Source organism: Tenacibaculum sp. 190524A02b (assembly GCF_964036645.1).
In the GTDB taxonomy this organism is placed as follows: domain Bacteria; phylum Bacteroidota; class Bacteroidia; order Flavobacteriales; family Flavobacteriaceae; genus Polaribacter; species Polaribacter vairaonense.
The window spans coordinates 4,676,948-4,700,269 of the sequence record NZ_OZ038525.1 but is presented as its reverse complement, the minus strand read 5'-3'; the positions used below and the strand labels follow the sequence as shown (position 1 = coordinate 4,700,269).

24 protein-coding genes are annotated in these 23,322 nt (G+C 30.5%); 14 read left to right on the top strand and 10 right to left on the bottom strand.

Going from position 1 to position 23,322, the window contains the following annotated elements:
* Positions 1-13 precede the first annotated feature (13 nt).
* Positions 14-700 (top strand): hypothetical protein, encoded by a 687-nt coding sequence (locus ABNT65_RS19145; protein WP_348740176.1) that lies wholly within the window; start codon positions 14-16, stop codon positions 698-700.
* Here ABNT65_RS19145 and ABNT65_RS19140 read toward each other — a convergent pair.
* The gene (locus tag ABNT65_RS19140) at positions 697-2,037 is read right to left on the bottom strand and encodes a retropepsin-like aspartic protease (RefSeq protein ID WP_348740174.1); all 1,341 of its coding nucleotides are present in this window, start codon (positions 2,035-2,037) and stop codon (positions 697-699) included. The two genes, ABNT65_RS19145 and ABNT65_RS19140, sit on opposite strands and share 4 nt — an antisense overlap.
* 160 nt (positions 2,038-2,197) lie before the next feature.
* Between ABNT65_RS19140 and ABNT65_RS19135 the strand changes: the two genes are divergently transcribed.
* Both ABNT65_RS19135 and murB read left to right on the top strand, forming a co-directional pair.
* Positions 2,198-3,388, top strand: a complete 1,191-nt coding sequence (locus tag ABNT65_RS19135) for a pyridoxal phosphate-dependent aminotransferase (protein WP_348740173.1) — start codon at positions 2,198-2,200, stop codon at positions 3,386-3,388.
* A 1-nt stretch (position 3,389) separates the two neighbouring features.
* Positions 3,390-4,391, top strand: coding sequence for a UDP-N-acetylmuramate dehydrogenase (murB, locus tag ABNT65_RS19130; RefSeq protein ID WP_348707252.1), 1,002 nt, complete (start codon positions 3,390-3,392; stop codon positions 4,389-4,391).
* A gap of 222 nt (positions 4,392-4,613) precedes the next feature.
* On the opposite strand, the gene ABNT65_RS19125 is transcribed toward murB, so the two are convergent.
* The 5 genes from ABNT65_RS19125 to aqpZ all read right to left on the bottom strand — a co-directional run bounded on the left by ABNT65_RS19125 (position 4,614) and on the right by aqpZ (position 8,724).
* On the bottom strand, positions 4,614-5,282 hold the full coding sequence (locus ABNT65_RS19125) for an SCO family protein (protein WP_348707251.1): 669 nt from the start codon (positions 5,280-5,282) through the stop codon (positions 4,614-4,616).
* Positions 5,266-5,835 (bottom strand): hypothetical protein, encoded by a 570-nt coding sequence (locus tag ABNT65_RS19120; RefSeq protein WP_348746591.1) that lies wholly within the window; start codon positions 5,833-5,835, stop codon positions 5,266-5,268. Before ABNT65_RS19120 ends, ABNT65_RS19125 begins: the two co-directional genes overlap by 17 nt.
* A 3-nt stretch (positions 5,836-5,838) precedes the next feature.
* Complete coding sequence (locus tag ABNT65_RS19115; RefSeq protein WP_348746590.1) at positions 5,839-6,615, bottom strand: YHYH protein; 777 nt, start codon at positions 6,613-6,615, stop codon at positions 5,839-5,841.
* 7 nt (positions 6,616-6,622) lie between these two features.
* Positions 6,623-7,930 carry a sulfatase-like hydrolase/transferase gene (locus ABNT65_RS19110; RefSeq protein WP_348746589.1) on the bottom strand — a complete coding sequence of 436 codons (1,308 nt, stop codon included), beginning with the start codon at positions 7,928-7,930 and terminating at the stop codon, positions 6,623-6,625.
* Between the two features lie 107 nt (positions 7,931-8,037).
* The gene (gene aqpZ, locus ABNT65_RS19105; protein WP_348707247.1) at positions 8,038-8,724 is read right to left on the bottom strand and encodes an aquaporin Z; all 687 of its coding nucleotides are present in this window, start codon (positions 8,722-8,724) and stop codon (positions 8,038-8,040) included.
* Between the two features lie 112 nt (positions 8,725-8,836).
* On the opposite strand from aqpZ, the gene ABNT65_RS19100 reads away from it, so the two are divergent.
* The 6 genes from ABNT65_RS19100 to ade all read left to right on the top strand — a co-directional run bounded on the left by ABNT65_RS19100 (position 8,837) and on the right by ade (position 14,828).
* Complete coding sequence (locus ABNT65_RS19100; RefSeq protein ID WP_348746588.1) at positions 8,837-9,040, top strand: membrane or secreted protein; 204 nt, start codon at positions 8,837-8,839, stop codon at positions 9,038-9,040.
* Between the two features lie 13 nt (positions 9,041-9,053).
* Positions 9,054-10,160, top strand: a complete 1,107-nt coding sequence (locus ABNT65_RS19095) for a glycosyltransferase (protein WP_348746587.1) — start codon at positions 9,054-9,056, stop codon at positions 10,158-10,160.
* The gene (locus tag ABNT65_RS19090; protein ID WP_348707244.1) at positions 10,151-10,714 is read left to right on the top strand and encodes an RNA polymerase sigma factor; all 564 of its coding nucleotides are present in this window, start codon (positions 10,151-10,153) and stop codon (positions 10,712-10,714) included. Before ABNT65_RS19095 ends, ABNT65_RS19090 begins: the two co-directional genes overlap by 10 nt.
* 83 nt (positions 10,715-10,797) lie before the next feature.
* Positions 10,798-12,015, top strand: a complete 1,218-nt coding sequence (locus ABNT65_RS19085; RefSeq protein WP_348746586.1) for an Nramp family divalent metal transporter — start codon at positions 10,798-10,800, stop codon at positions 12,013-12,015.
* 41 nt (positions 12,016-12,056) lie between these two features.
* The gene (gene lipA, locus ABNT65_RS19080) at positions 12,057-12,926 is read left to right on the top strand and encodes a lipoyl synthase (protein ID WP_348746585.1); all 870 of its coding nucleotides are present in this window, start codon (positions 12,057-12,059) and stop codon (positions 12,924-12,926) included.
* Positions 12,927-13,205: 279 nt separating this feature from the next.
* The gene (gene ade, locus ABNT65_RS19075) at positions 13,206-14,828 is read left to right on the top strand and encodes an adenine deaminase (RefSeq protein WP_348746584.1); all 1,623 of its coding nucleotides are present in this window, start codon (positions 13,206-13,208) and stop codon (positions 14,826-14,828) included.
* Positions 14,829-15,162: 334 nt separating this feature from the next.
* Here the strand turns inward: ade and ABNT65_RS19070 are convergent, their stop codons facing one another.
* Together ABNT65_RS19070 and ABNT65_RS19065 are read right to left on the bottom strand one after the other, a co-directional pair.
* Positions 15,163-15,909, bottom strand: a complete 747-nt coding sequence (locus ABNT65_RS19070) for a response regulator transcription factor (RefSeq protein WP_348707240.1) — start codon at positions 15,907-15,909, stop codon at positions 15,163-15,165.
* Positions 15,910-16,053: 144 nt separating this feature from the next.
* Positions 16,054-16,794: a Bax inhibitor-1/YccA family protein gene (locus tag ABNT65_RS19065; RefSeq protein ID WP_348746583.1), complete on the bottom strand. Its 741-nt coding sequence runs from the start codon at positions 16,792-16,794 to the stop codon at positions 16,054-16,056.
* A gap of 47 nt (positions 16,795-16,841) precedes the next feature.
* Here ABNT65_RS19065 and ruvC point away from each other — a divergent pair, with 47 nt between their 5' ends.
* The 3 genes from ruvC to ABNT65_RS19050 are packed head-to-tail and all read left to right on the top strand — an operon-like array spanning position 16,842 to position 19,317.
* The gene (ruvC, locus tag ABNT65_RS19060) at positions 16,842-17,393 is read left to right on the top strand and encodes a crossover junction endodeoxyribonuclease RuvC (protein ID WP_348707238.1); all 552 of its coding nucleotides are present in this window, start codon (positions 16,842-16,844) and stop codon (positions 17,391-17,393) included.
* 33 nt (positions 17,394-17,426) lie between these two features.
* A complete protein-coding gene (gene hemW, locus ABNT65_RS19055; RefSeq protein ID WP_348746582.1) occupies positions 17,427-18,551 on the top strand; it encodes a radical SAM family heme chaperone HemW in 1,125 nt (374 codons plus the stop codon).
* A 13-nt stretch (positions 18,552-18,564) separates the two neighbouring features.
* Entirely contained in the window at positions 18,565-19,317 is a 753-nt protein-coding gene (locus ABNT65_RS19050) for a cyclase family protein (protein WP_348746581.1), read from the top strand.
* 280 nt (positions 19,318-19,597) lie between these two features.
* Here the strand turns inward: ABNT65_RS19050 and ABNT65_RS19045 are convergent, their stop codons facing one another.
* Positions 19,598-20,122 (bottom strand): GNAT family N-acetyltransferase, encoded by a 525-nt coding sequence (locus ABNT65_RS19045; protein ID WP_348740152.1) that lies wholly within the window; start codon positions 20,120-20,122, stop codon positions 19,598-19,600.
* Between the two features lie 281 nt (positions 20,123-20,403).
* Between ABNT65_RS19045 and ABNT65_RS19040 the strand changes: the two genes are divergently transcribed.
* Together ABNT65_RS19040 and ABNT65_RS19035 are read left to right on the top strand one after the other, a co-directional pair.
* Positions 20,404-21,636, top strand: a complete 1,233-nt coding sequence (locus tag ABNT65_RS19040; RefSeq protein ID WP_348707234.1) for an MFS transporter — start codon at positions 20,404-20,406, stop codon at positions 21,634-21,636.
* On the top strand, positions 21,605-21,982 hold the full coding sequence (locus ABNT65_RS19035) for a VOC family protein (RefSeq protein ID WP_348740148.1): 378 nt from the start codon (positions 21,605-21,607) through the stop codon (positions 21,980-21,982). Before ABNT65_RS19040 ends, ABNT65_RS19035 begins: the two co-directional genes overlap by 32 nt.
* 76 nt (positions 21,983-22,058) lie before the next feature.
* On the opposite strand, the gene metK is transcribed toward ABNT65_RS19035, so the two are convergent.
* Entirely contained in the window at positions 22,059-23,312 is a 1,254-nt protein-coding gene (gene metK, locus ABNT65_RS19030) for a methionine adenosyltransferase (protein WP_348740146.1), read from the bottom strand.
* Positions 23,313-23,322 lie beyond the last annotated feature (10 nt).

The following is a 23,322-nucleotide window of genomic DNA, read 5'->3' as shown; positions in this document are numbered from 1 at the left end:
TAACGTTTTTATTTTGAAAAAACTCATTAAAATACTGCTAAGCATAATAGTAATTGTTTTTTTATTATTAGCCATCTTTATTTATACTAAAAATGAAAAGCTACCTATAGGAACACAAGGTCAAGAAGCAGACATTTTAGCCAATAAAATGTTAACTGCTCTTAATTTTGAAGCTTATAAAAATACTCGTTATTTAGAGTGGAGTTTTAGAAACAAGCATTTTTACAAATGGGATAAAGTACAAAATATTGTTACTATAACATGGGATAATTATAAAGTTCTTATACATACTAAACAACAAAAGAATAGTGAAGTTTTTATTAATCAAAAGTTAACTGACAATCCTGAAATACTAAAAAAAGCTATTAACTACTTCAACAACGATAGTTTTTGGTTAGTGGCTCCTTATAAAATTTTTGATAAGGGAATTAAGAGAAGTATCATAGATTACGACAACCAAAAAGCCTTATTAGTTACCTATACTTCTGGTGGTTCAACCCCAGGAGATTCTTATTTATGGATTTTAGACAAAAACGGAATGCCTATCAGTTATAAAATGTGGGTATCAATCATTCCTATTGGTGGTATTGAAGCCTCTTGGAACGAATGGGTAAAGACAAAATCTGGTGCTTTATTACCCTCTACACACAAACTTCCTATAGGAACTCTAGACATGGGAAATGTAAAAGGTTATAATTAAATTCTAGGCTCTAATCTAAACTCATACTTTAGCTCTACAATACCTCTTTTTACAACCATTTTTATTTTTTTATTAGGTTTTAATTGAAATAGGGAAGTAATTGTTTCCAATGTATACTCATAAAAAGGTTTACCATTAATACTTAAAATAATATCATCTTTTTCAATTCCTGCTCTAAAAGCAGGCGAATCTTTTACGACACTTTCTATTTTGTATGACGGTCTAAACTTATAACTATAACTAGTAACAAACGAAATAACTTTTTTAGTAGTTGCTCCTCTATTTCCTCCAAAAGAATCTTTATCTACGCTACTTACTAGTGAACTCCCTTGTAATTTAACTAACTCTAGTCCATCGTGAACAACATGCAGTCCACTCATGTTATAATAGAACCCAGTTAAAGAACCACTTTTTTTCAGCATTATTTTTTTATTAGGATAATCAACCCAAACTTTAAAACGACTTAAAACATTTCCTCCAATACTACCATTCCTTTTACCAAACTTTCGAGCATCTTTAGTTGCTAAAGTATCTAAAAAAGAAACTGTAGGCTTTTTTATCTTAAACTTTCCTAATTTAAGAGTATTGATTCTACTTCTTTTACCATAAATAGTCCCACTTAACCCCACTCCTAATATATCTACAAAAAATTTTTCAGGAGTTTTGATTTCTCTATTGCTTCCTTCAAACAACCACATAGCATCACTTCCCCCAGAATCAACCAACATTTTAACCGGTACAAAATTCCCTTCCTCATCAACCTGAATTCCTACATCTATATATGGTTTCTTTTTATAAAATTCTAATTTTAATCTTTCACAGGAACGACAACGCGGTTCTTTGTATTTACTTGGTTTATAAAATGTAAGTTTTTCACTCGTATAATTTATTTTCAAAACCACATCTTTCAACAAATCATAACCTATTATTCCATTAATAGTTACTCCCATTTTTGCAGAAAGATTAAACTCATCATGTAAAATAACAAACACTTCTTGATTAGTACCTAAAAGATTTTCTATCCTAAACCTATTTCCTCTAGACAAAATTGCTTCTGCCGGCTCACCTTCTCCTAAACCTTTAATAAAAATTTTCCTCTTGTTATTTAGGGTTATACTATCATTTTGTGTTAAATTAAAAAGTACAGTTTTATTAACACCAGTATCTAAGATAAATGAGAGCTCTTTCCCATTTACATTAATTGGCACAACTATTAGGTTATTTACCATCTTAAACCTAACATCCTGCTTATGAACGCCTTTTAAAAAATTAAATTTTGATTGAGATTGCATACAAAATGCAACACATAACATGATGTAGAGTAATATTTTATTCAAATAAATGTGATTTTAGCCGAGTTTCTTTTCAATATACAACCATATTTTGAGATTTTTAGAAATTTATGATTTTTTTAACCTTTATTTTTTCCTGTTAAACTAATTAATTTTATCAAAATATTTTGCAAATTTGCGGTTCAAACAACTAATTTGATATAAAATGCCATCAATTTCTACCAAAGGAAATTCTATGCCTCAATCACCAATTAGAAAATTGGTTCCTTATGCTGAGGCAGCTAAAAAAAATGGAACTAAAGTTTTTCATTTAAACATTGGACAACCTGATATTAAAACACCTCAAGTTGCTTTAGATGCTGTTAAAAATAATGCTATTGAAGTTTTATCATATGCAAGGTCTGAAGGTTCTGAGGAATACCGAACAAAACTAGCTAATTATTACGGTAAAAATGACATTCATGTTTCTGCTAATAATATTATTGCTACTACAGGTGGTTCAGAAGCATTATTATTTACTATAGGTAGTATTACTGACCCAGGTGATGAAATCATCATTCCAGAACCATTTTATGCTAACTACAATGGTTTTTCAACTGCTTCAGGCGTTAAAGTTGTTCCTGTAATTTCTAAAATAGAAGATAACTTTGCTTTACCTGCTATTGAAGATTTTGAAAAATTAATCACCAATAAAACAAAAGCCATACTTATTTGTAATCCTGGAAACCCAACAGGTTATTTATACAGTAAAGAGGAAATTGAAAAATTAAAACAAATTGTTCTTAAACATGATTTATTTTTAATTGCTGATGAAGTATATCGTGAATTCACCTACGACGGTGAAAAGCACAATTCTGTTATGGCATTAGAAGGTTTAGAGCAAAATGCAATTATGATTGATTCTGTTTCTAAACGTTATAGTATGTGTGGTGCAAGAATAGGATGTATTGTATCAAAAAACGAAGAGTTTATTAATACAGCTATTAAATTTGCTCAAGCTCGTTTAAGCCCTCCTACTTATGCTTTATTAGCAAGTGAAGCAGCTTTAGACACTCCTCAAAGTTATTTTGATGAAGTAATAGAAGAATACGAAGGTCGCAGAAACACACTAATTACTGAACTACAAAAAATAGAAGGTGTTAGAGTTGCTAATCCCAAAGGAGCTTTTTATTGTATAGCGGAGCTTCCTGTTGATAATTCTGAAGACTTTGCTCAATGGATTTTAGAAAAATTTAATCATAACAATGAAACTGTAATGGTAGCTCCTGCTGGTGGATTCTACTCTACTAAAGGTGAAGGTAAAAACCAAGTACGTATTGCTTATGTTTTAAACAAAACCGACCTTAAACGTTGTGTTGAAATATTAAAAATAGCTTTAGAACAATATAATAGTTAATTTGAATATTCAAGAAAACATATCATTAAAAAAATACAATACGTTTGGTATCCATGTGAATGCCAAACGTTTTGTTTCTATAGATTCTTTTTATGATTTACAACAATTATTAAAAAAAGAACAAGATATTTTCATAATTAGTGGTGGCAGTAATATGCTACTTACTAAGGATATTGAAAAACTTGTTGTTCATCTAAATATAAAAGGAATTTCTATTGATAAAGAAGAAGATAATGCAGTATACTTAACTGTGAATGCTGGTGAAAATTGGCATGAATTTGTTCTATGGTGCATTGAACAGGGTTTTGGTGGATTAGAAAATTTATCTTTAATCCCTGGAAATGTTGGAACTTGCCCTATTCAAAATATAGGTGCTTATGGTGTAGAAGTTAAAGATACAATTACCAAAGTTGAAGCACTTGAAATAACTACAGGAAAACTAATTACATTTTCTAACAAAGATTGTAAGTTTGGTTATAGAAATTCTATTTTCAAAAATGAAGCTAAAAACAAATACCTAATCACTTCTGTAAGTTTCCAACTAACTAAAAAAGATCATACCTTAAATACTTCGTATGGAGCGATAGAAAACAAATTAAAAGACATTACATCTCCTACTATAAAAGACGTTTCTAATGCTGTTATTTCAATACGTAAATCAAAATTACCTGACCCAAGTGAAATAGGCAATAGTGGAAGTTTTTTTAAGAACCCTATTATCTCAATTGAACACTATAAAGACTTACTAGAAAAACATCCTGAAATACCAAGTTATAAGGTTTCAGAATCTGAAGTCAAAGTACCAGCTGGATGGCTAATTGAAAAAAGTGGCTTTAAAGGTAAACGCTATGGAGATACCGGCGTACATACCAAACAAGCTCTTGTTCTTGTTAACTATAACAATGCTAAAGGCATTGACGTATATAAACTAGCTCAAAAAATTCAAGAAACTATTAAAGAAAATTTTAATATTACCTTAGAAATTGAGGTAAATGTGATTTAGAATCTATTTCTTTTTTTATTATTTTCAACTCTAACCATAATTGGTTGAACTGACTTATTATTAAAAATAGAATTTAAAATAGATAAAAGATTGTTTACTAAAGAGTTCATAATATTTAATTTTAAGGGGTTTGTCTTACATTTATGACACTTCATTTTCCAGAAGGTCACAAATATAATTAAAAAAAGTCTTAAAAAAACACAAAATCCTAAATCAAGCTACTTACTTTTCTAGTTTTAACATTTTTATATGACGGATCAATCGTTCAATATCTATAGCTAGTGTTCCATTATACACTCCTCTTATCCTTCTTTTTTTATCTACTAAAACAAAATTCTCAGTATGTATAAAGGCTTCTTCATCTTTGGTTTTCACAAAATCTTCATCCGCAAAATACCCTTTTCTAGCAAGATTATAAATTTGTTTTTTATCTCCTGTGACTAAGTTCCACTTTTTACTATCAATATTATTTTTACTGGCATATTCTTTTAAAGCAGGGACAGAGTCTTTAACAGGCATTACTGTATGAGACAACAGCAATACTTCTTTATCTGTTTTAAATTCGTCTTGAAGTCTACTCATATTTTTCTCCAATATGGGACAAATACCAGGACAGCTCACAAAGAAAAAATCAGCTACGTATATTTTACCTTCATAGTTTTTATTCGTTACTTTTTTCCCATCTTGATTTGTTAATTCAAAATCAGGGATAGTATGTATTGATTGATATTTAGGATCATCTTCTTTAATCCATTCAGGTGTAAATAAAGCAGAATTAAAAAAAGGTAACGAATCCTCACTTACTATTGTTTTTCCCTTTTTACATGAAACCCCAAAAATCAACATACTCAAAAAAATAAAATTCTTTATGTGTCTAATTAATTTTTTCATCGATTGTGTTTACTGTATAACATTTTTTCAAGCCAATTAATCCAAAACGATCTCCATTCTTTACTATATAATTGGCTCTTAATTTACCATTAGGTTGCCACATTTGTTGACTTCCTTTTTCTTTTCCTTCCTCATAATTGAAAAACTTACATGGCTGCCCATTTTTATACCATTCTCTCACAATTCCATGATACTCTCCTGTTGTATTAAAATGATATTCAAACTTCAACCCTCCATTTTTCCACCAGCCTTTATGTACTCCTGATTTATTACCCTTAGTATAAAAGCGCTCTTCTGCTAACACTTCATTCTGATACTTCTTTAATTCTTTACCGTGTTTTTTACCCTCTTTATATTCTGATGTATTGTTTGTTTTATTCACTTTGTCAAAAGATAAAAGAACACCTGTATAAGCTTCTTCGTTATAAAACAATACGCCATTTTTAAGTTTAAATTCTTTTGTTAATGATACAACGAATTGTTCTTCTTTAGATTTTTTGATACAACTTAAAAACAAGATTAAAAAAACAACTATTCCTAAAGTTTTCCCCATATATTATTGTGAAATATTACCTGGTGAGCCATAATAGCCATTTCCATTTAAATAAGGATCTTCAGCTGTTATGTGATAATGATAAATTCCATCGGGGAAATCAACGGTAGCGGAAACATGCCCGTGATACACATCTAGATCTGCATTTGTAACTGTGCCTCCATTTTCTTCAGGGCCATATACAGGAAAACCATCTGCTAACAATCCTAGAAAACTAGATTTCCCAAACTTACCAGTTAAATAAGTTGGTTCAATATGGTAATGGTATTGCCCTCTATTTTGTGGATGTCCTAGATATTGATCAAATGAGTTTATCTCATTGGTTAATGGCTGATTATTAGGCCCTGCATATTGATTATAAAAAACCACTCCATTTACTGAAACGCCTATAGGGCCTAAACCTGTAGCTGTTTTATTAGCTGCTTCCTGAGGTTTTAATGGAATTCTAAAAACAATATTTTGAGTACTAATTGTATTTGGATTAAGATTCCAGTTAGGGTTTGTTCCATTATAAGCTTCATACAAAGCATGTCCCTGCTCCCAATAAGGGCTTTTATGATCTGGTAAACCATTGGTTGTTATCTCTACAAAGTCTCCATTTACACTATAGCTTAATCCATCAACATTATCAAATTTCGACAATATTGATGTTATATTGTAACTTGTTGGGTTTGTTGTTACTCCACCTCCATCAACATTTCCTTCATCATCTGAGCCACACGATATAAAAAAAAGACTCACTACTAAAAAAAACTTCGATATTACATGTAATTTCCTCATACTGTTATTATTTTAAATTATTAAGAGATTGTTTTAAACTTTCTAACTCCTCTGCATCCGAATTATCAAGCGTAGTATTTAGTAAATTACTTTGTTCAAAAGCGTCATTCACCAAATCAAATAAAGCTTCACTACCATTAGCAAACTGAATGTATTTGTGTGTTTTATTTCTTATTGTATGCTCTACTCCTTCCTCATTTTTTTGTTCTGTGTATGCAAAATCTCTAATACTACTTTTGTTAGATGATAAATATTCTTTAAAGCTCTTACTATCATTAATGGTTGTTGTATTTACCCCAGCAATTTCTGCTATTGTAGCAAACAAATCGGTTGTATTTACCAAGCCTTCTTCTATTTCATTTTTTCGCCATACGTTTTTCCCTGAAATTACCATAGGTACATTCACGCCTCCTTGATATAAAGTTCCTTTTGCTTTTCTAGGTCTATACTCTTGTACTACTCCTCCAGGCGTACCATTGTCTCCTATAAAAATAATTATTGTATTCTCTTTTTCTTCAATTGACATAGAATTCAACAACCTTCCAATTTGAAAATCCATAGCCTCAATCATTCCCATATAATAAGGTAAAGGATTTGCATCTACACTTGCCTGATCTGCTGGTAAATTTCCTTGTGAATGCATTCCTTCAGGAGGTAAATGAAATGGTGTATGTGGTGTGTTATATGCTAACCACAAAAACCAAGGTTGGCTTTGCTGTTTTACCCAATCAATAGCTAAATCGGTAAACTTAGTTGTTATATATTCTCTAGATGTGATTGTACTTTCATTTTGGGTTAAGTTCCATTCTGAATACGACTGAACACTTCCACTTAAAAGCCCTGCATAATAATCTATTCCCATTTGGTTAGGGTGAGTAACGTTTTTAGATAAATGCCATTTGCCTATAACAGCTGTACTATAACCTGTATTATTATTTTTTAAATATTGTTGAATAGAAACTTCTGAAGTAGACAACTCATCATCTACCTTCATCACATTCGTTCTAAAACCATATTTCCCTGTTAATATACCTGCTCTTGTTGGTGTACAGGTTGGATTAGACCAAACGTTTGAAAACCTCAATCCATTAGTAATTAGATTTTGTAAGTTAGGCATATTTGGCTTTGTTGTACCTACCGAATAACTTGGCGTAGCATCTAAGCCCATATCATCTGCAATGACTAATAAAATATTAGGCTTATCTATTAAGGAAACGGTTCTTATTTGTTCTTCTTGTTGAATTTGCTCCTCATTACTACAAGAAACAAATACTAATAAAATGATAACTAAAAAAGAAAGTTTGGGGAATCTCATAAATATTTATTTTTAAGTTAGACCCGCTAAAACGTAAAAAGTTTAACTTACAAAAAAAGATGCTTAAAACAGCACCTTTTCAATATGATTACGCTTTAAAACACTCATTACTCTTTATCAAACAATGCTTTATGAATAAAACCAGCTACAATTGCCCCAGCTATAGGCGCTACCCAAAACAACCATGACTGTGTTAAATACTCACCTCCTGCAAACAAAGCCTGACTCATTGAGCGTGCTGGATTTACTGATGTATTGGTTATTGGAATACTTATTAAATGAATTAACGTTAATCCTAAACCTATTGCTATTGGCGCAAATCCTTTAGGTGCTTCTTTACTTGTGCTTCCTAAAATAATTAATAAGAAAAATAAAGTTAACATAAATTCAGCTATAAAAGCAGCTCCTAAATTATAGCCTCCTGGTGAAAGTGTTCCATAACCATTGGCAGCAAAGCCTCCAACACCTTCAAATCCAGACTTATTAGATATTATTAAATATAAAGTTCCTGCTGCTAATACAGCGCCAATTAATTGAGAAGCAATATAAGGAACCAACTCTTTAGAAGAAAACTTTCCTCCAGCCCACAACCCAAAAGAAACCGCTGGGTTAAAATGCCCTCCAGAAATGTGTCCTACTGCGTATGCCATTGTTAACACTGTTAAACCAAAAGCCAAGGCTACTCCAGTAAAACCAATTCCTAATTCGGGATATGCTGCTGCAAAAATAGCACTACCACATCCTCCAAAGACTAACCAAAAGGTTCCGAATAATTCTGCGAAATATTTTTTCATTATATAAAGTTTAAATTTAGTTACTATGCTATGAGACCCTATTTTTTTTAAAATGTCACTTTATAAAAATAACTAAATAATAACTTATCTTTGCATTTTTAAAGTTATTAAAATGAAATTAGTTTTTGTTACTATTGGTTTATTAGCCATAGCTTTTGCAGGAATTGCCATTAAAATTTGGGCAAAAAAAGATGGTGAATTTGCTGGTACTTGTGCTAGCCAAAACCCGATGTTAAACAAAAGTGGAGAAGCTTGTGGTTTTTGTGGTAAAACCCCTGATCAATTTGATACTTGCGCCGAATCTCAACATAGTTAAACATTAATCATTTATGCTTTTTACTGTATTCTTCTACATTTTTGTAGCTATTACGGTTATCCAGTTTATTTATTATTTAGTTTTTGGTTTTTCTATAGCTAATAGAAAAAAGAACACGTCTATCACTTCTTTTAATAGTCCTGTTTCTGTAATCGTTTATATTAAAAACAACGTAGAAGATTTACAAAAAAACCTACCCTATATTATAAATCAAGATTACAATGAATTTGAAATAGTTTTAGTAAATCATGCTTCTACAGATAATAGTTCTGCCTTAATTGAAGAGTTACAAGAAAAGCATGCTAATATTAAAGTTGTTAATGTTGAAAATAAAGAAGCTTTTTGGGGTAATAAAAAATACGCATTGACATTAGGTATTAAAGCGAGCTCACATGATTACCTTTTATTTATTGATTGTAAGTTCCAGCCGTTCTCTAATCAATGGGTTAAAGAAATAACTAGTAACTTTAACACTCCGAAAGAAATTATTATTGGTTACAAAAAATTAGCTACCAAAAAATATTCTTTCTCAAATATTTTTGTACGCTTTATAAACTGTTTAACTTTTATCAAAGCTTTATCTTTTTCTAAAATCCATAAACCTTTTAAGGGGTTTCAAGAAAATATTGCATTTACAAAAAATACTTTTTTTAATGTCAAAGGTTTTATTAACCATATAAACATCCCTATTGGAGAAAGTGATTTATTCCTCAAAGACGCAGCATCAATTGAAAATACGGTATTTAGCATACAGACTAATAGTTTTGTTGTTCAACAAGAAAACTTTTCTTTTAAAAACTTTTTAGCCCAATATAGAAATCAACATTTTTTATTTTCTCAATATAATAATAGCCTTAAAATAATTATTTCTCTATTTAATATAACCAAGATATTTTTCTATCCTCTTGCTATAGTTACTTCTATATGGGACTGGAAATTATCTTTACCTTTTATAATCTTTTACTTTTTAATGCAATTTATTGCTTTACTGAAACCCATAAATACACTAAAAGAAAGAAGTTTACTTTATTTTTTACCTATATTAGATATTTATTATACTGTTTTTATAGTTTTAACGACTGTTACAAATACCTTTTCTAAACCTAAACCTTGGAGCTAGATTCTAAAATATTACTAGATCATATACAAAAAGCCAAAAAAGGCAATCAAATTTCCTTCAACTTTTTATTGGACAACTTTTGGGGCAGTGTGTATTACTTTCAGTTAAAAAAAATTGAAAATGATAATGATGCTGAAGATATTACCATTCAAACTTTTTCTAAAGCTTTTGATAAGATAGATACTTTCGATGAAAAATACCAATTCAAAACTTGGTTAATTTCTATTTCTAAAAATATTTATATCGATTTTCTTAGAAAGAAAAACGCCTCTAAATCAATAAAAACAACTAATGAAAAAGAAGAAGAAGCTTTTTATGTTATTGATGATGCTCCTTCCCCTGAAGATAAAATTATTAGAGAGCAAAATCTTGCCAAACTTTTAAAAGACATTAAAAAACTAAAACCTAAATATCAAGAAGTTATTAATTTAAGATTTTTTCAAGAACTTAGCTATAAAGAGATTTCTGAACACATAAAAGAACCTATTAATAACGTAAAGGTAAAACTACTTAGAGCTAAGAAATTACTTGCTGAAATCATAAAACACTCTTAACTTTTTAAAGTTTACTCAATATTCTTATTATACTTATATTTTTTAACTACTTTTAGCTAGTTTTAATTTATATCAACCAAACTGTGAATAAAACGATTTCTTCCTTAGGACCAGGACTATTATTTGCTGGTGCAGCAATTGGGGTTTCTCATTTAGTACAATCTACAAGAGCTGGTGCTGATTTTGGCTTTGGTTTATTATGGGCATTAGTTTTAGTCCATTTATTTAAGTATCCTTTTTTTCAATTTGGCCCAAGGTATGCTGCAGCTACAGGAGAAACACTTTTAGATGGTTATAGAAAGCTAGGAAAAGGAGTTTTAGTTACTTATTACATTTTAAACTTTGCTACCATGTTTACCATACAAGCCGCTTTAACAATCGTTACTGCTGGGTTGGCTTCTCATTTGTTTGGTTTTAGTAATGACTTAGTTCTTTGGGGAGCTATTATCTCTAGTATCTGTATTGCCATATTATTAGTAGGTAAGTATAAAATACTAGACAACCTTATGAAGTATATTGTAATAATTTTAACTATTAGCACCCTTATAGCTGTTACTGTAGCTATTTCAAGTACTGATAAAGGTTTTACATTCACACAAATTATTCCCTCTGGCACAGCTGAAATAACTTTTTTAATTGCATTTTTAGGCTGGATGCCTGCTCCTTTAGATATATCTATTTGGCACTCTTTATGGTCCGTTGAAAAAAACAAAACTACGTTTCAAAAAATCCCCCCAAAACAGGCTATTTTTGATTTTAATGTTGGTTATGTTGGTACTTTATTCTTAGGTGTATGTTTTGTTATATTAGGCGCAATGGTTATGTATCAATCTGGCAAAACCTTTTCTAGTAAAGGAACAATTTTTGCATCACAACTCATTAATCTTTACACTCAAAACTTAGGAGAATTCGCTCATATATTCATTGGTGTAGCTGCATTTACCACTATGTTTAGTACTACTTTAACTAGCTTAGACGCTTCTCCTAGAGCTATGGAAAAAGCATCATCTCTCCTACTTCGAAAAAAAATAAAACTAACTTATTGGTTTTGGATTCTTGTTTTAGCAATTGGCACCTATGTCATTTTAAAATACTTTTTATCAGATATGGGTTTTTTAGTTAAAATTGCCACTGTACTTTCCTTTCTAACAGCTCCTTTTTATGCCATTTTAAACTTTATACTGATTACTGGTAAACATACTCCTGAAAAACATAGACCTGGTAAAGAATTAAAATTTCTCGCTATAACAGGTATTGTTTTTTTAATTGTGTTTAGTATCTGGTTTTTACTTAATTTCTAAAGGTTTATTTGTAACTTTGCAGTTCATAATAACGTAAAAGAATGACTAAGGAGCCTGTTAAACTACCGGAAAGAGCAAAGAAACCAAAGTGGTTGCGCGTTAAACTACCAGTAGGAAAAAAATACACAGAGTTACGTGGACTAGTAGATAAATACAAATTAAACACAATTTGTACTAGTGGTAGTTGTCCAAACATGGGAGAATGTTGGGGTGAAGGTACTGCTACTTTTATGATATTAGGAAATGTATGTACACGTTCTTGTGGTTTTTGTGGTGTTAAAACTGGAAGACCAGAAACAGTGGAATGGGATGAGCCAGAAAAAGTAGCTAGATCGATTAAGTTAATGAAAATTAAACATGCCGTTATTACCTCTGTAGATAGAGATGACTTAAAAGACGGTGGGTCTATTATTTGGGGAGAAACTGTTGATGCTATTAGAAGAGCCAACCCGAATACTACTCTAGAAACTTTAATTCCAGACTTTCAAGGAAACGAAAAGTTAATTGACAGAATTATTGAAGTACATCCTGAAGTAGTCTCTCACAATATGGAAACTGTACGTAGACTTACTCGTGAAGTTCGTATTCAAGCTAAATATGATAGAAGCCTTGGTGTTTTAAAATATTTAAAAGATAATGGTATGCGTACCAAATCTGGTATTATGCTTGGTTTAGGAGAAACCGAAGAAGAAGTAATCCAAACCATGAAAGATCTTCGAGGTGTTGGATTAGACATTATAACGATAGGCCAGTACTTACAACCTACTAAGAAACATTTACCTGTTAAACAATTTATAACACCAGATCAGTTTAAAAAGTATGAAACTCTTGGATTAGAAATGGGCTTTATGTACGTAGAAAGTGGAGCTTTAGTACGTTCTTCATACAAAGCACATAAGCACGCAAGTTAAACTAACAATTCATTATATTTTATTTAACATTTTAACACTTTAAAGTTAAATAATTGTAAAATAAATAAAATTCAAATAATATTGGTTTTAATATAACTAATTTTGGCACAGAATTTGAAAACATAAATTCTGTAAAACAACAAGTTTTGTTTTCATTGTGTAAATTATTTGAATTAGTTGATTAACAAAAGCCCGCTCAATGAGCGGGCTTTTGGATTTCACACCTCAACATTACTATTTTACTAAAATTAAAAACTACTTTAGCTAAAAATTTACACCATGACCATACAAGGAAAAATTGTAGACATTCCAAATAAAAAAATTTTCAAAGGGGAAATCACTATAGAAAATAATACGATTGTTAATATAAGAGAAGTAAATCACACTATAGAAACCTACATTTTACCTGGCTTTGTAGATGCTCATATTCATATTGAAAGTTCCATGCTAGTACCATCAGAATTTGCCAAAATAGCTTTAACCCATGGAACAATAGCAACAGTATCTGATCCTCATGAAATTGCCAATGTACTAGGTGTAAAAGGTGTTGATTTTATGATAGAAAATGGCAATCAAGTTCCTCTTAAATTTAATTTTGGTGCACCTTCTTGCGTACCAGCTACTTCTTTTGAAAGCGCAGGAGCCATGATTGATTCTGAGGATATCAAAAAGATGCTCCAAAATCCAGATATTAAGTATTTGGCAGAAATGATGAACTATCCTGGAGTAATTTATAATGACGAAGAGGTACATAAGAAAATTGAATGGGCTAAGCATTTCAACAAACCTATTGATGGTCACGCCCCTGGTCTTAGAGGAGACGATCTATCTAAGTATATTAATGCTGGAATTTATACTGATCATGAATGTTTTACCTATGAGGAAGCTTTAGAAAAGTTACAAAAAGGCATGAAAGTTATTATTAGAGAAGGGAGTGCCGCTAAAAACTTTGATGCTTTGATTGATTTATTACCCGAACATTACAACAATATAATGTTTTGTTCAGACGATAAACATCCCGATGATTTATTACTTGGGCACATTAATCAACTTTGTGAAAGAGCTATCAATAAAGGGTTCGACATTTTTAAAGTACTTCAAACTGCATGTATTAACCCAGTTAAACATTATAATCTTGATGTGGGACTTTTAAACATAGGAGATTATGCTGACTTCATTATAGTTGAAGATTTAGAAAAATTCAATGTACTACAAACCTATATTAATGGTAAATTAGTAGCTAATAACGGACAATCCATTGTTCCTTCTGTTGCTTTTGAAATACTAAATAACTTTAATACTGAAAAGAAAAATATTGAAGATTTTAAATTCCATTCTTCTTCTGAAAAAATAAAGGTTATTGAAGCACTAGACGGTGAATTAGTAACCAATCAAATTGAAGCTAATTCATTAATCAAAAACGGAAATTTAGTTTCTGACACAGATAACGATATCTTGAAAATGACAGTGGTGAATAGATATCAAAACTCAGATCCCTCTATTGCATTTATCAAAAATTTTGGCTTAAAAGAAGGTGCTATTGCAAGCTCTGTTGGTCATGATTCTCATAATATTATTGCAGTAGGAGTCTCTGATGAAGCCATTTGCAAAGCTGTAAACTTACTTATTAAACATAAAGGTGGTATTTGTGCTTTAACTAATGATGAAGAAAAAATTGTTCCACTTCCTGTAGCCGGTATTATGAGTGACAAACCTGCTAGTGAAATAGGTAAAGCGTATGCTGAACTTGACACTTTGGCTAAAAAAATGGGCAGTACTTTAAGGGCTCCTTATATGACATTATCATTTATGGCTTTATTAGTAATCCCCTCTTTAAAATTATCAGATAAAGGATTATTTGATGGAAATTCATTTAAATTCACTTCAGTTGAAGTAAAGTAAACTACCTCGGGATATTATACCTTTTAGTGGTGCCAATAAAACCTTAGAATTAAAACTTTTAGTTTTCTAACTACAAAACAAGTTCAACTTCAAATCAACCTACTAGCAATTCCCCCTCTAAAAAGAAGGACAGTTATTTTTCAAAAAAACTGCCCTTCTTTTTATGCATCCCTTATCTCATATTACGTTAATATTTTTTTGTACACGAAAAATTTCCGCCAAAAAAAACGTGTACAGTTGGTGTACACGAAAAGTTTCTCCCAAAAAAAATGGGTACAATAGATATTATCAAAAGCACTCCGCTTTTAGTGACTAAACCAACTACTTATAAAATTCATTTAAGTGTTCTTACTTGTTTTACAATTCCCTTATATTTATCACTTAAAGTCACTTTATAATTTCCTGATAAAATAATAAGGTTATCTGACAGTACAATTTCTTCTACTTTATCTATATTTATAATAAAGTTCCTATGGGTTCTATAAAAAAGTGTTTTATCTAAAATATGCAGAATTTTTTTTAATGATATTAACACTACAAACTTTTCTTTTTCTGTTATAATATTACAATATTTTTCTTCTACCTCTATATAAACTATAGATTCTATATCAACTTTTTTTAAACTCTTTCCTTTCTTAACAAATAGATACTCTTTACTTATTATTGTATCATTAGTTCCTTTTAAAAAATCGTTATTGGGTGTATAAAATTTAGACACCGCCATTTCAATAGCATATAATATCTCCAATTCATTAAAAGGTTTCATCAAATAACTATAGGGATGCGTTAGCTTAGCCCTCATAAACACCTCTTTATCTACTGAATTAGTTAAAAAAACAAAAGGTTTTGCTTCTTCTAAATTAGCATGTAGCATCTCTGCAAAAGAAATTCCATCTGGGGTACCGTTGAGAAAAACATCTATAATAACAATATCAACTTTTACCTTGTTGTATACTGCAATAGCTTCTTTAAAACTTCTGGCTACTCCTGTTATATAATATCCATTGGCTTCTAAAAAACTCACTAATCGATTACTTTCTGCGGGGGTATCCTCAATAATAAATACATTTATATTATTCATTGAGTCATCTATTTAATCAAAGTGGTTATTGCACTCTTTATTTTACTACAAAGAGACTCAAATTTTACAATAAATTATTTAAAAAGACGCTAAAGCACAATATATGAAGCATAAGAACCAGATATTAAGGAATAAAGTTTTCTTTCATCGTATTGCTAGTTTTTTTAATAAGCGCAAAACCTCAACGTATAACCAAATTAAGGTTATTAAAAACCCCCATGTTGCTATCCATTCCCTTTCTTTTGAAGCCCTACCAATATACCTGTCTATATAATCAAAATCTAGCAGTAAACTTAAAGACGCCACAATAGCTGTTATCACATTAAATACAATAGCATACCATGAACTTCCCCATAAAAAAGGCATATTAATTTCTAACAACCATAAAATCCAACTTATAAAATATAACATAAAAATAGTTACAGATGCAGAAATAATAATGGATCTAAACTCTCTAGTTACTTTTATTAATCGCCATTTATACAACAATAACATTACAAAAAAAGTAAGTAATGTTACACCAATAGCTTGAAATGGTAAGTTAGGAAATCGTTTATGCGCATAAGCACTGATACCCCCTAAAAAAAAGCCTTTAGCTAAAGCATAAATAGGTAATAAGAATTTTGCAGATCTATACCTATAAGAAATATAGACACTACAAAACACCGCTATTAAAGCCCCTATAGAAGTATACCACTTTACGATAACTCCGCTAAAATACAAATGCCAAGTATAAAAAGCCGCACAACAAACAAGTATTAACATTACTAAGCTTTTAAATATAATGCCACTTAATGTCATTTTAGCTTTTGAGTAACTGTATTGTTTTTTCCAAAAGTAACTTGTAAATGCAGGATTGGAAGTTCTTAACCCGAAAACACTCATATAACTATATATTTGATTAGTTTTGCGTTAGTACAAAGTACAAAAATTTGAAGACAGAAAAAATCATATTAGGCATAGATCCAGGAACTTCCATTATGGGGTTTGGTATTATTAAGGTTATTGGTAAAAAAATGGAGTTCATTCAAATGAATGAACTATTGTTAAAAAAATATGATGACCATTACTTAAAACTAAAATTAATTTTTGAGCGTACCCTAGAATTAATAGACACTTATCATCCTGATGAAATAGCTTTAGAAGCTCCATTTTATGGTAAAAATGTGCAATCAATGTTAAAATTAGGTCGTGCGCAAGGAGTTGCAATGGCTGCTGGACTTTCTCGTCAGATTCCTGTTACTGAATATGCTCCTAAAAAAATAAAAATGGCCATCACAGGAAAAGGAACTTCTAGTAAAGAGCAAGTAGCATTAATGCTTAAGTCTTTATTAAACCTAAAAGAATTACCTAAAAACTTAGACGCTACTGATGGATTAGCCGCAGCTGTTTGTCATTATTACAATTCAGGCACTAAGGTAGGTGGTAAAAACTATACAGGGTGGGCAGCTTTTGTTAAACAAAACAAAAACAGAATAGAATAAACAGATATTAAATTTTGAATATTGATAACTTAAATGGCTGGCATTTATCTACACATTCCTTTTTGTAAAAAAGCATGTTACTATTGTGATTTTCATTTTTCTACTTCTTTAAAAAAGTATGATGAGGTACTTTCAAGTTTAAAAACGGAATTAATACTAAGAAAGGATGAATTAAAAAAGGAAATAATTGAAACTATTTATTTTGGCGGCGGCACCCCTAGCCTACTAAAAGTTGAAGATGTTGAATGGTTAATAGAAATAATTAAAACAAATTATACTGTTTCTGAAACTCCAGAAATCACCTTAGAAGCCAACCCTGATGATTTATCTATAGAAAAAATTGAAGCTTTAGCTAAATCTCCTGTCAATAGATTAAGTATTGGTATTCAATCTTTTTATGAAGAGGATCTGAAACTCATGAACAGAGCACACAACTCTAATGAGGCAAAAAATTGCTTAACAAATGCTACAAAATATTTTGATAATATTACTATTGATTTGATTTATGGTATTCCTAACATGAGCAATGTACAATGGAAAAAAAACTTACAAACAGCTTTTGATTTTGGAATTACACATATCTCTTCCTATGCCTTGACTGTTGAACCTAAAACTGCTTTGGATACTTTTATAAAAAATGGGAAATATCCAAATATTGACGAAACTGTAGCCAAAGAACATTTTGACATTCTTGTAAAAGAGACACACAAAAATGGCTTTATCCATTATGAAATTTCAAACTTTGGAAAACCCGATTACTTCTCCAAACATAATACGAGTTATTGGTTAGGCAAAAAATACATAGGCATTGGTCCTTCTGCTCATTCATTTAATCAAACCCATAGAAGTTGGAATATTGCTAATAATGCAAAATACATTAAAGCACTACAAAACGAAACACTTCCTAATGAGGTAGAGAAACTCACTAAAGAAGATCAATTTAATGAATACTTAATGACAGGACTCAGAACTATCTGGGGCATTTCATTAACAAAAATATTAAATGAATTTGGAGAAACTTTTTGTAGTAAATTATTAAAATCTTCTCAAAAATTTATAGACAAAGGATTATTAATTATTGAAAACAACACGCTAAAAACTACCCCTAAAGGAAAGTTTTTAGCAGATGGACTAGCTAGTGACTTGTTTATTATTTAGTTATTTTTACCCAATGAAAGCTACTATTGAATACCAGTCTAAAATATATACAATTGATTTATCTGAACCATTAGATATTTCAATACCTATTGATGTATCTAAACAAAATATAAATGCTTGGTATATTGACAACCCTAAAATTACACCTGTCTCTTTAGGCGATTGGATAGGAAGTGTAGCAAATGGAGCAGATGTAAACTTCAATAATATTAGTTTTAATCCGCACGCACATATTACTCATACAGAATGCGTAGGACATATTACTAAAAAAGTTTATTCTGTAAACAAAAATCTTTCTCGATTTTTCTTTTTAGCTGAAGTTATTAGTATTACTCCACAGATACTAAAAAACAGTGATGCAGTAATTACTAAAGAACAAATAAGACGTTTAATTGATTTAAAAAATATTGAAGCTATTATTATCAGGACACTTCCTAATAATAAAGAAAAAAAATCAGCAAGGTACTCAAACACCAATCCTCCATACTTATTAGAAGAAGCTGCTACTTATTTAAAAGAAAAAGGAATTAAGCACTTATTAGTAGACCTACCTTCAGTTGACAAAGAGAAAGACGAAGGAAAATTGTTAGCCCATAACGCTTTTTGGAACACAGGTGGCAAAATAAGGTTTGATGCAACCATTACAGAATTTATCTATGTTAATAATGAAGTTAAAGACGGAACGTACTTTTTAAACTTGATGGTAGCACCTTTTGAAAATGATGCTACCCCAAGTAAGCCAATTTTGTATGAAATTGTTATGTAATGTAGGTTTAGCGATTCTCGATTATAAGAGTAAGATATTCTTACTTTATTAGTTTCAATAAGAAAGCATGCTTAGTTACTTTATTTTATATTTTTACTTTGTTAGTAAAGTTGTCATTCTGCAAATGTTTCTTTTTAGGGACCTCTATCTGTTCGGCGAGATTTACTTTATGTTTCATTTACACTACAAAGATACAACCGCTTTTCAAGTTTAATTTTCAATATAAGATAAAATGTAATTTAGTGTCGATGAGTGGTTACTAATATTCTTTTAAAATCAATTAACTGTAGTTATTAATAGATGAGCTTTTATCAATAATATAATAAACTGCTTTATCTACTCCTTCAAAAATTCCTTTCTTCCATTGTTTCATCTCAAGTTTTTCTAACACTCTTATTGAAGCTACATTCTCAATAGATGCTCTTCCTATAATTTCTTTCAACCCTAAACTATTGAACCCATAATATAAACAAGCTTTTGCTGCTTCAGTTGCATACCCTTTATTCCAAAAGTTTTTAAAAAAACGAAAACCTATATCTACTAAATTTTCCTCGTTTCTTTTCAATCCGCACCAACCTATAAAAGTATTAGTATCTTTGCATATTACTGCCCATCTCCCAAACCCATTTTTAGTATAATCTTTATAGTTTTCCAAAAAACATTGAGCCTCCTCTACATTTTTAAAAGGAATATCACCTGTATACTTCATTACTTCTTTATCTGAATTAAGCTCGTAAAAAGATATCGCATCACTTATTATGAATTCACGTAACAACAATCTTTCTGTTTCTAAAACAACCTTCATATTATTTAAAATCAATATAAAAAACTAATATATATTTATTTTTTGGTAAACATATTTATTTTTTTCATAGTTTTGAGGAGCGAAAAAAGCACAAAATAATAAAATGACAATTTTTAATACATATAAGCAATGTTGGTCAACTGTCTTAAGAGATGGTAAACAGCGGGCTTTTTATGTATTATGATTATATAAAAATAAATCATATCTATTACAAAAAGTCCGACTTAACAGTCGGACTTTTTAATTTTACAAACATCAATAAATAACTAAATTTTAGCACTATGAAAAAACTCTATTTAAATTATTTAGACACTTTTAAAGGACTCTCAAATGAAGTTTGGTGGTTATCTTTAATTACATTAATCAACAGAGCTGGTACTATGGTAGTACCTTTCTTATCCTTGTATTTAACTAAAAATTTAGATTTTACCTTAAAAGATGTAGGTTGGATTATGACTTGTTTTGGCTTAGGCTCTGTTTTTGGATCTTTTGCTGGAGGAAAGTTAACAGACAAAATTGGTTACTACAAAGTCATGAAGGCTAGTTTATTCTTAACTGGATTGCTATTCATTGCTTTGCAATTTGTAACCAGTTTTATAGGTTTCTGTATAGGTATATTTTTAGTAATGCTTGTTGCAGATACTTTTAGACCCGCTATGTTTGTTGCATTAAGTGCCTATAGTAAACCTGAAAACAAAACACGTTCTGTAACCCTAATACGTTTAGCTATTAATCTAGGTTTTACAGCGGGTCCTGCAGTAGGTGGAATAATTATTTCTTCAATAGGCTATAGTGGTTTATTTTGGGTAGATGGCGTTACCTGTATACTAGCAACCTTTCTACTAATCAATGTATTAAACCCTAAAAAATCTAAAGTAACAGATGAAGTGGAAGTTAAGAACCCTATTTCTGTATTTTCAGATAATGCCTTTTGGGTATTCTTTGTAAGCATGTTTATTTTTGGTTTTATATTCTTACAATATTTTTCAACAATGCCTCTATATTATAAAGATGGACACCATTTATCTGAACTTGAAATTGGGCTATTAATGGGGATGAATGGTTTTGCTATTTTTATTTTGGAAATGCCTCTAATAAAATGGTTAGAAAATAGTAAATACACTAAGGAATTACTGATGTTCTTTGGTTTATTCTTAACAGGGCTAAGTTTTTTAGTATTAAACTTAACTAGCTGGGCAGGTATATTAATTATAGGGATGTTATTAATGACTATTGGAGAAATGATTGCTTTTCCTTTTTCAAATGCATTTGTAATGGAACGTGCTAAAAAAGGAAAACAAGGAGAGTACATGGCCTTTTATAGTATTGCTTTTTCTATTTCACATATATTCGGGCATAACCTTGGATTACAAATGGTAGATGGAATGGGCTTTAATAATACTTGGACGGTTATGATTGGGCTTTCTTTTATAGGAATGCTATCACTTCTAATTTTAATGAAAATTATAAAAAAAGAGAAACATGCGCTTAAACCAAGTAACCATACCCTCTAACAATGTTAAAAAATCTGTAGATTTTTATAAAAAACTAGGCTTGCATCTAATTGTAGATGCAAGTCCTAGATACGTTCGATTTGAACTTCCAGACGGTGAGAGTACTTTTTCTATTCACTATACAGAAAATCTCCCTAAAGAAAGTAGTATTACAGTTTATTTTGAAGATGATAATCTTGATGAACTTGTAAAACTTTTACAAGGAAAAGGAATTCAATTTACTTTACTTCCAACTGACCAAAATTGGTTGTGGCGTGAAGCTCATTTAATAGATCCAGATGGAAATAAATTAATTTTATTTACAGCTGGTGAAAATAGAAAAAATCCGCCTTGGCGAGTAAACTAATACAAATTAAAATCAACAACTAAAAAAACCTCGGATAATCTCCGAGGTTTTAGCATATATATAATTCTTTGGCTACTTACAATTGAAATGCTTCTTTAACTTTAGCTACATAATCTAACTTTTCCCAAGTAAACAACTCTACATCCATTGTTTTTTGTTCTCCATTAGGTTGTGTAAATGTTTTAGAAACTACTTCATTTACACGCCCCATGTGCCCATAAGCTGCTGTTTCGCTATACATTGGAGTTCTTAATTTTAAACGTTCCTCTATAGCATGTGGACGCATATCAAAAACTTCAGAAACTTTTTGAGCTATTTCTCCATCAGTTAAATCAACTTTAGCGGTACCATACGTATCTACAAAAATCCCCATTGGTTCTACTACACCAATAGCATAAGAAACTTGAACTAAAACCTCATCAGCCACTCCAGCAGCTACTAAATTTTTAGCTATGTGGCGCGTTGCATAAGCAGCAGACCTATCTACTTTACTAGGATCTTTCCCTGAAAAAGCTCCGCCTCCATGTGCTCCTTTTCCTCCATAGGTATCCACAATAATTTTTCTACCAGTCAATCCAGTATCTCCATGAGGACCACCAATAACAAATTTACCTGTTGGATTTATATGATATTTTATATCCTCATTAAATAATCCTTGAATTTCAGGGGTTAATTTTGCTTTTACCCTTGGAATTAAAATCTCTACGATATCTTTTCTAATCTTAGCTAACATTTCTTCATCTGCATCAAAATCATCATGCTGTGTAGAAACTACAATTGCTTCAATACGTTGCGGAACATTATCATCAGAATATTCAATAGTTACCTGACTTTTAGCATCTGGACGTAAATAAGTAATCTCTTTACTTTCTCTACGCAATACTGCCAATTCTTTCAAAATCAAATGAGACAAATCTAATGCTAAAGGCATATAATTTTGAGTTTCATTCGTAGCGTATCCAAACATCATACCTTGATCTCCTGCTCCTTGCTCCTCTTTACTGGCTCTATCTACTCCTCTATTAATATCATCTGATTGTTCATGTATAGCCGATAAAACCCCACATGAGTTCCCATCAAACATATACTCGCCTTTAGTATATCCTATTTTATTAATAACATCACGTGCTATTTTCTGAACATCTAAATAGGTGTTTGATTTTACTTCACCAGCTAAAACTACTTGACCAGTAGTTACCAATGTTTCACAAGCTACTTTAGAATCTGAATCAAATGCTAAAAAGTTATCTATTAACGCATCTGAAATTTGATCTGCAACTTTATCTGGATGCCCTTCTGAAACACTTTCAGAGGTAAAAAAATATGACATAAATAATTTC

Coding starts and splice junctions, on each gene's coding strand:
- ABNT65_RS19135 (WP_348740173.1), top strand. CDS start 2,198: ATGCCATCAATTTCTACCAAAGGAAATTCTATGCCTCAATCACCAATT.
- ABNT65_RS19125 (WP_348707251.1), bottom strand. CDS start 5,282: ATGAAAAAATTAATTAGACACATAAAGAATTTTATTTTTTTGAGTATG.
- ABNT65_RS19120 (WP_348746591.1), bottom strand. CDS start 5,835: ATGGGGAAAACTTTAGGAATAGTTGTTTTTTTAATCTTGTTTTTAAGT.
- ABNT65_RS19115 (WP_348746590.1), bottom strand. CDS start 6,615: ATGAGGAAATTACATGTAATATCGAAGTTTTTTTTAGTAGTGAGTCTT.
- ABNT65_RS19110 (WP_348746589.1), bottom strand. CDS start 7,930: ATGAGATTCCCCAAACTTTCTTTTTTAGTTATCATTTTATTAGTATTT.
- aqpZ (WP_348707247.1), bottom strand. CDS start 8,724: ATGAAAAAATATTTCGCAGAATTATTCGGAACCTTTTGGTTAGTCTTT.
- ABNT65_RS19100 (WP_348746588.1), top strand. CDS start 8,837: ATGAAATTAGTTTTTGTTACTATTGGTTTATTAGCCATAGCTTTTGCA.
- ABNT65_RS19095 (WP_348746587.1), top strand. CDS start 9,054: ATGCTTTTTACTGTATTCTTCTACATTTTTGTAGCTATTACGGTTATC.
- lipA (WP_348746585.1), top strand. CDS start 12,057: ATGACTAAGGAGCCTGTTAAACTACCGGAAAGAGCAAAGAAACCAAAG.
- ade (WP_348746584.1), top strand. CDS start 13,206: ATGACCATACAAGGAAAAATTGTAGACATTCCAAATAAAAAAATTTTC.
- ABNT65_RS19070 (WP_348707240.1), bottom strand. CDS start 15,909: ATGAATAATATAAATGTATTTATTATTGAGGATACCCCCGCAGAAAGT.
- ABNT65_RS19065 (WP_348746583.1), bottom strand. CDS start 16,794: ATGAGTGTTTTCGGGTTAAGAACTTCCAATCCTGCATTTACAAGTTAC.
- hemW (WP_348746582.1), top strand. CDS start 17,427: ATGGCTGGCATTTATCTACACATTCCTTTTTGTAAAAAAGCATGTTAC.
- ABNT65_RS19050 (WP_348746581.1), top strand. CDS start 18,565: ATGAAAGCTACTATTGAATACCAGTCTAAAATATATACAATTGATTTA.
- ABNT65_RS19045 (WP_348740152.1), bottom strand. CDS start 20,122: ATGAAGGTTGTTTTAGAAACAGAAAGATTGTTGTTACGTGAATTCATA.
- ABNT65_RS19040 (WP_348707234.1), top strand. CDS start 20,404: ATGAAAAAACTCTATTTAAATTATTTAGACACTTTTAAAGGACTCTCA.
- ABNT65_RS19035 (WP_348740148.1), top strand. CDS start 21,605: ATGCGCTTAAACCAAGTAACCATACCCTCTAACAATGTTAAAAAATCT.
- metK (WP_348740146.1), bottom strand. CDS start 23,312: ATGTCATATTTTTTTACCTCTGAAAGTGTTTCAGAAGGGCATCCAGAT.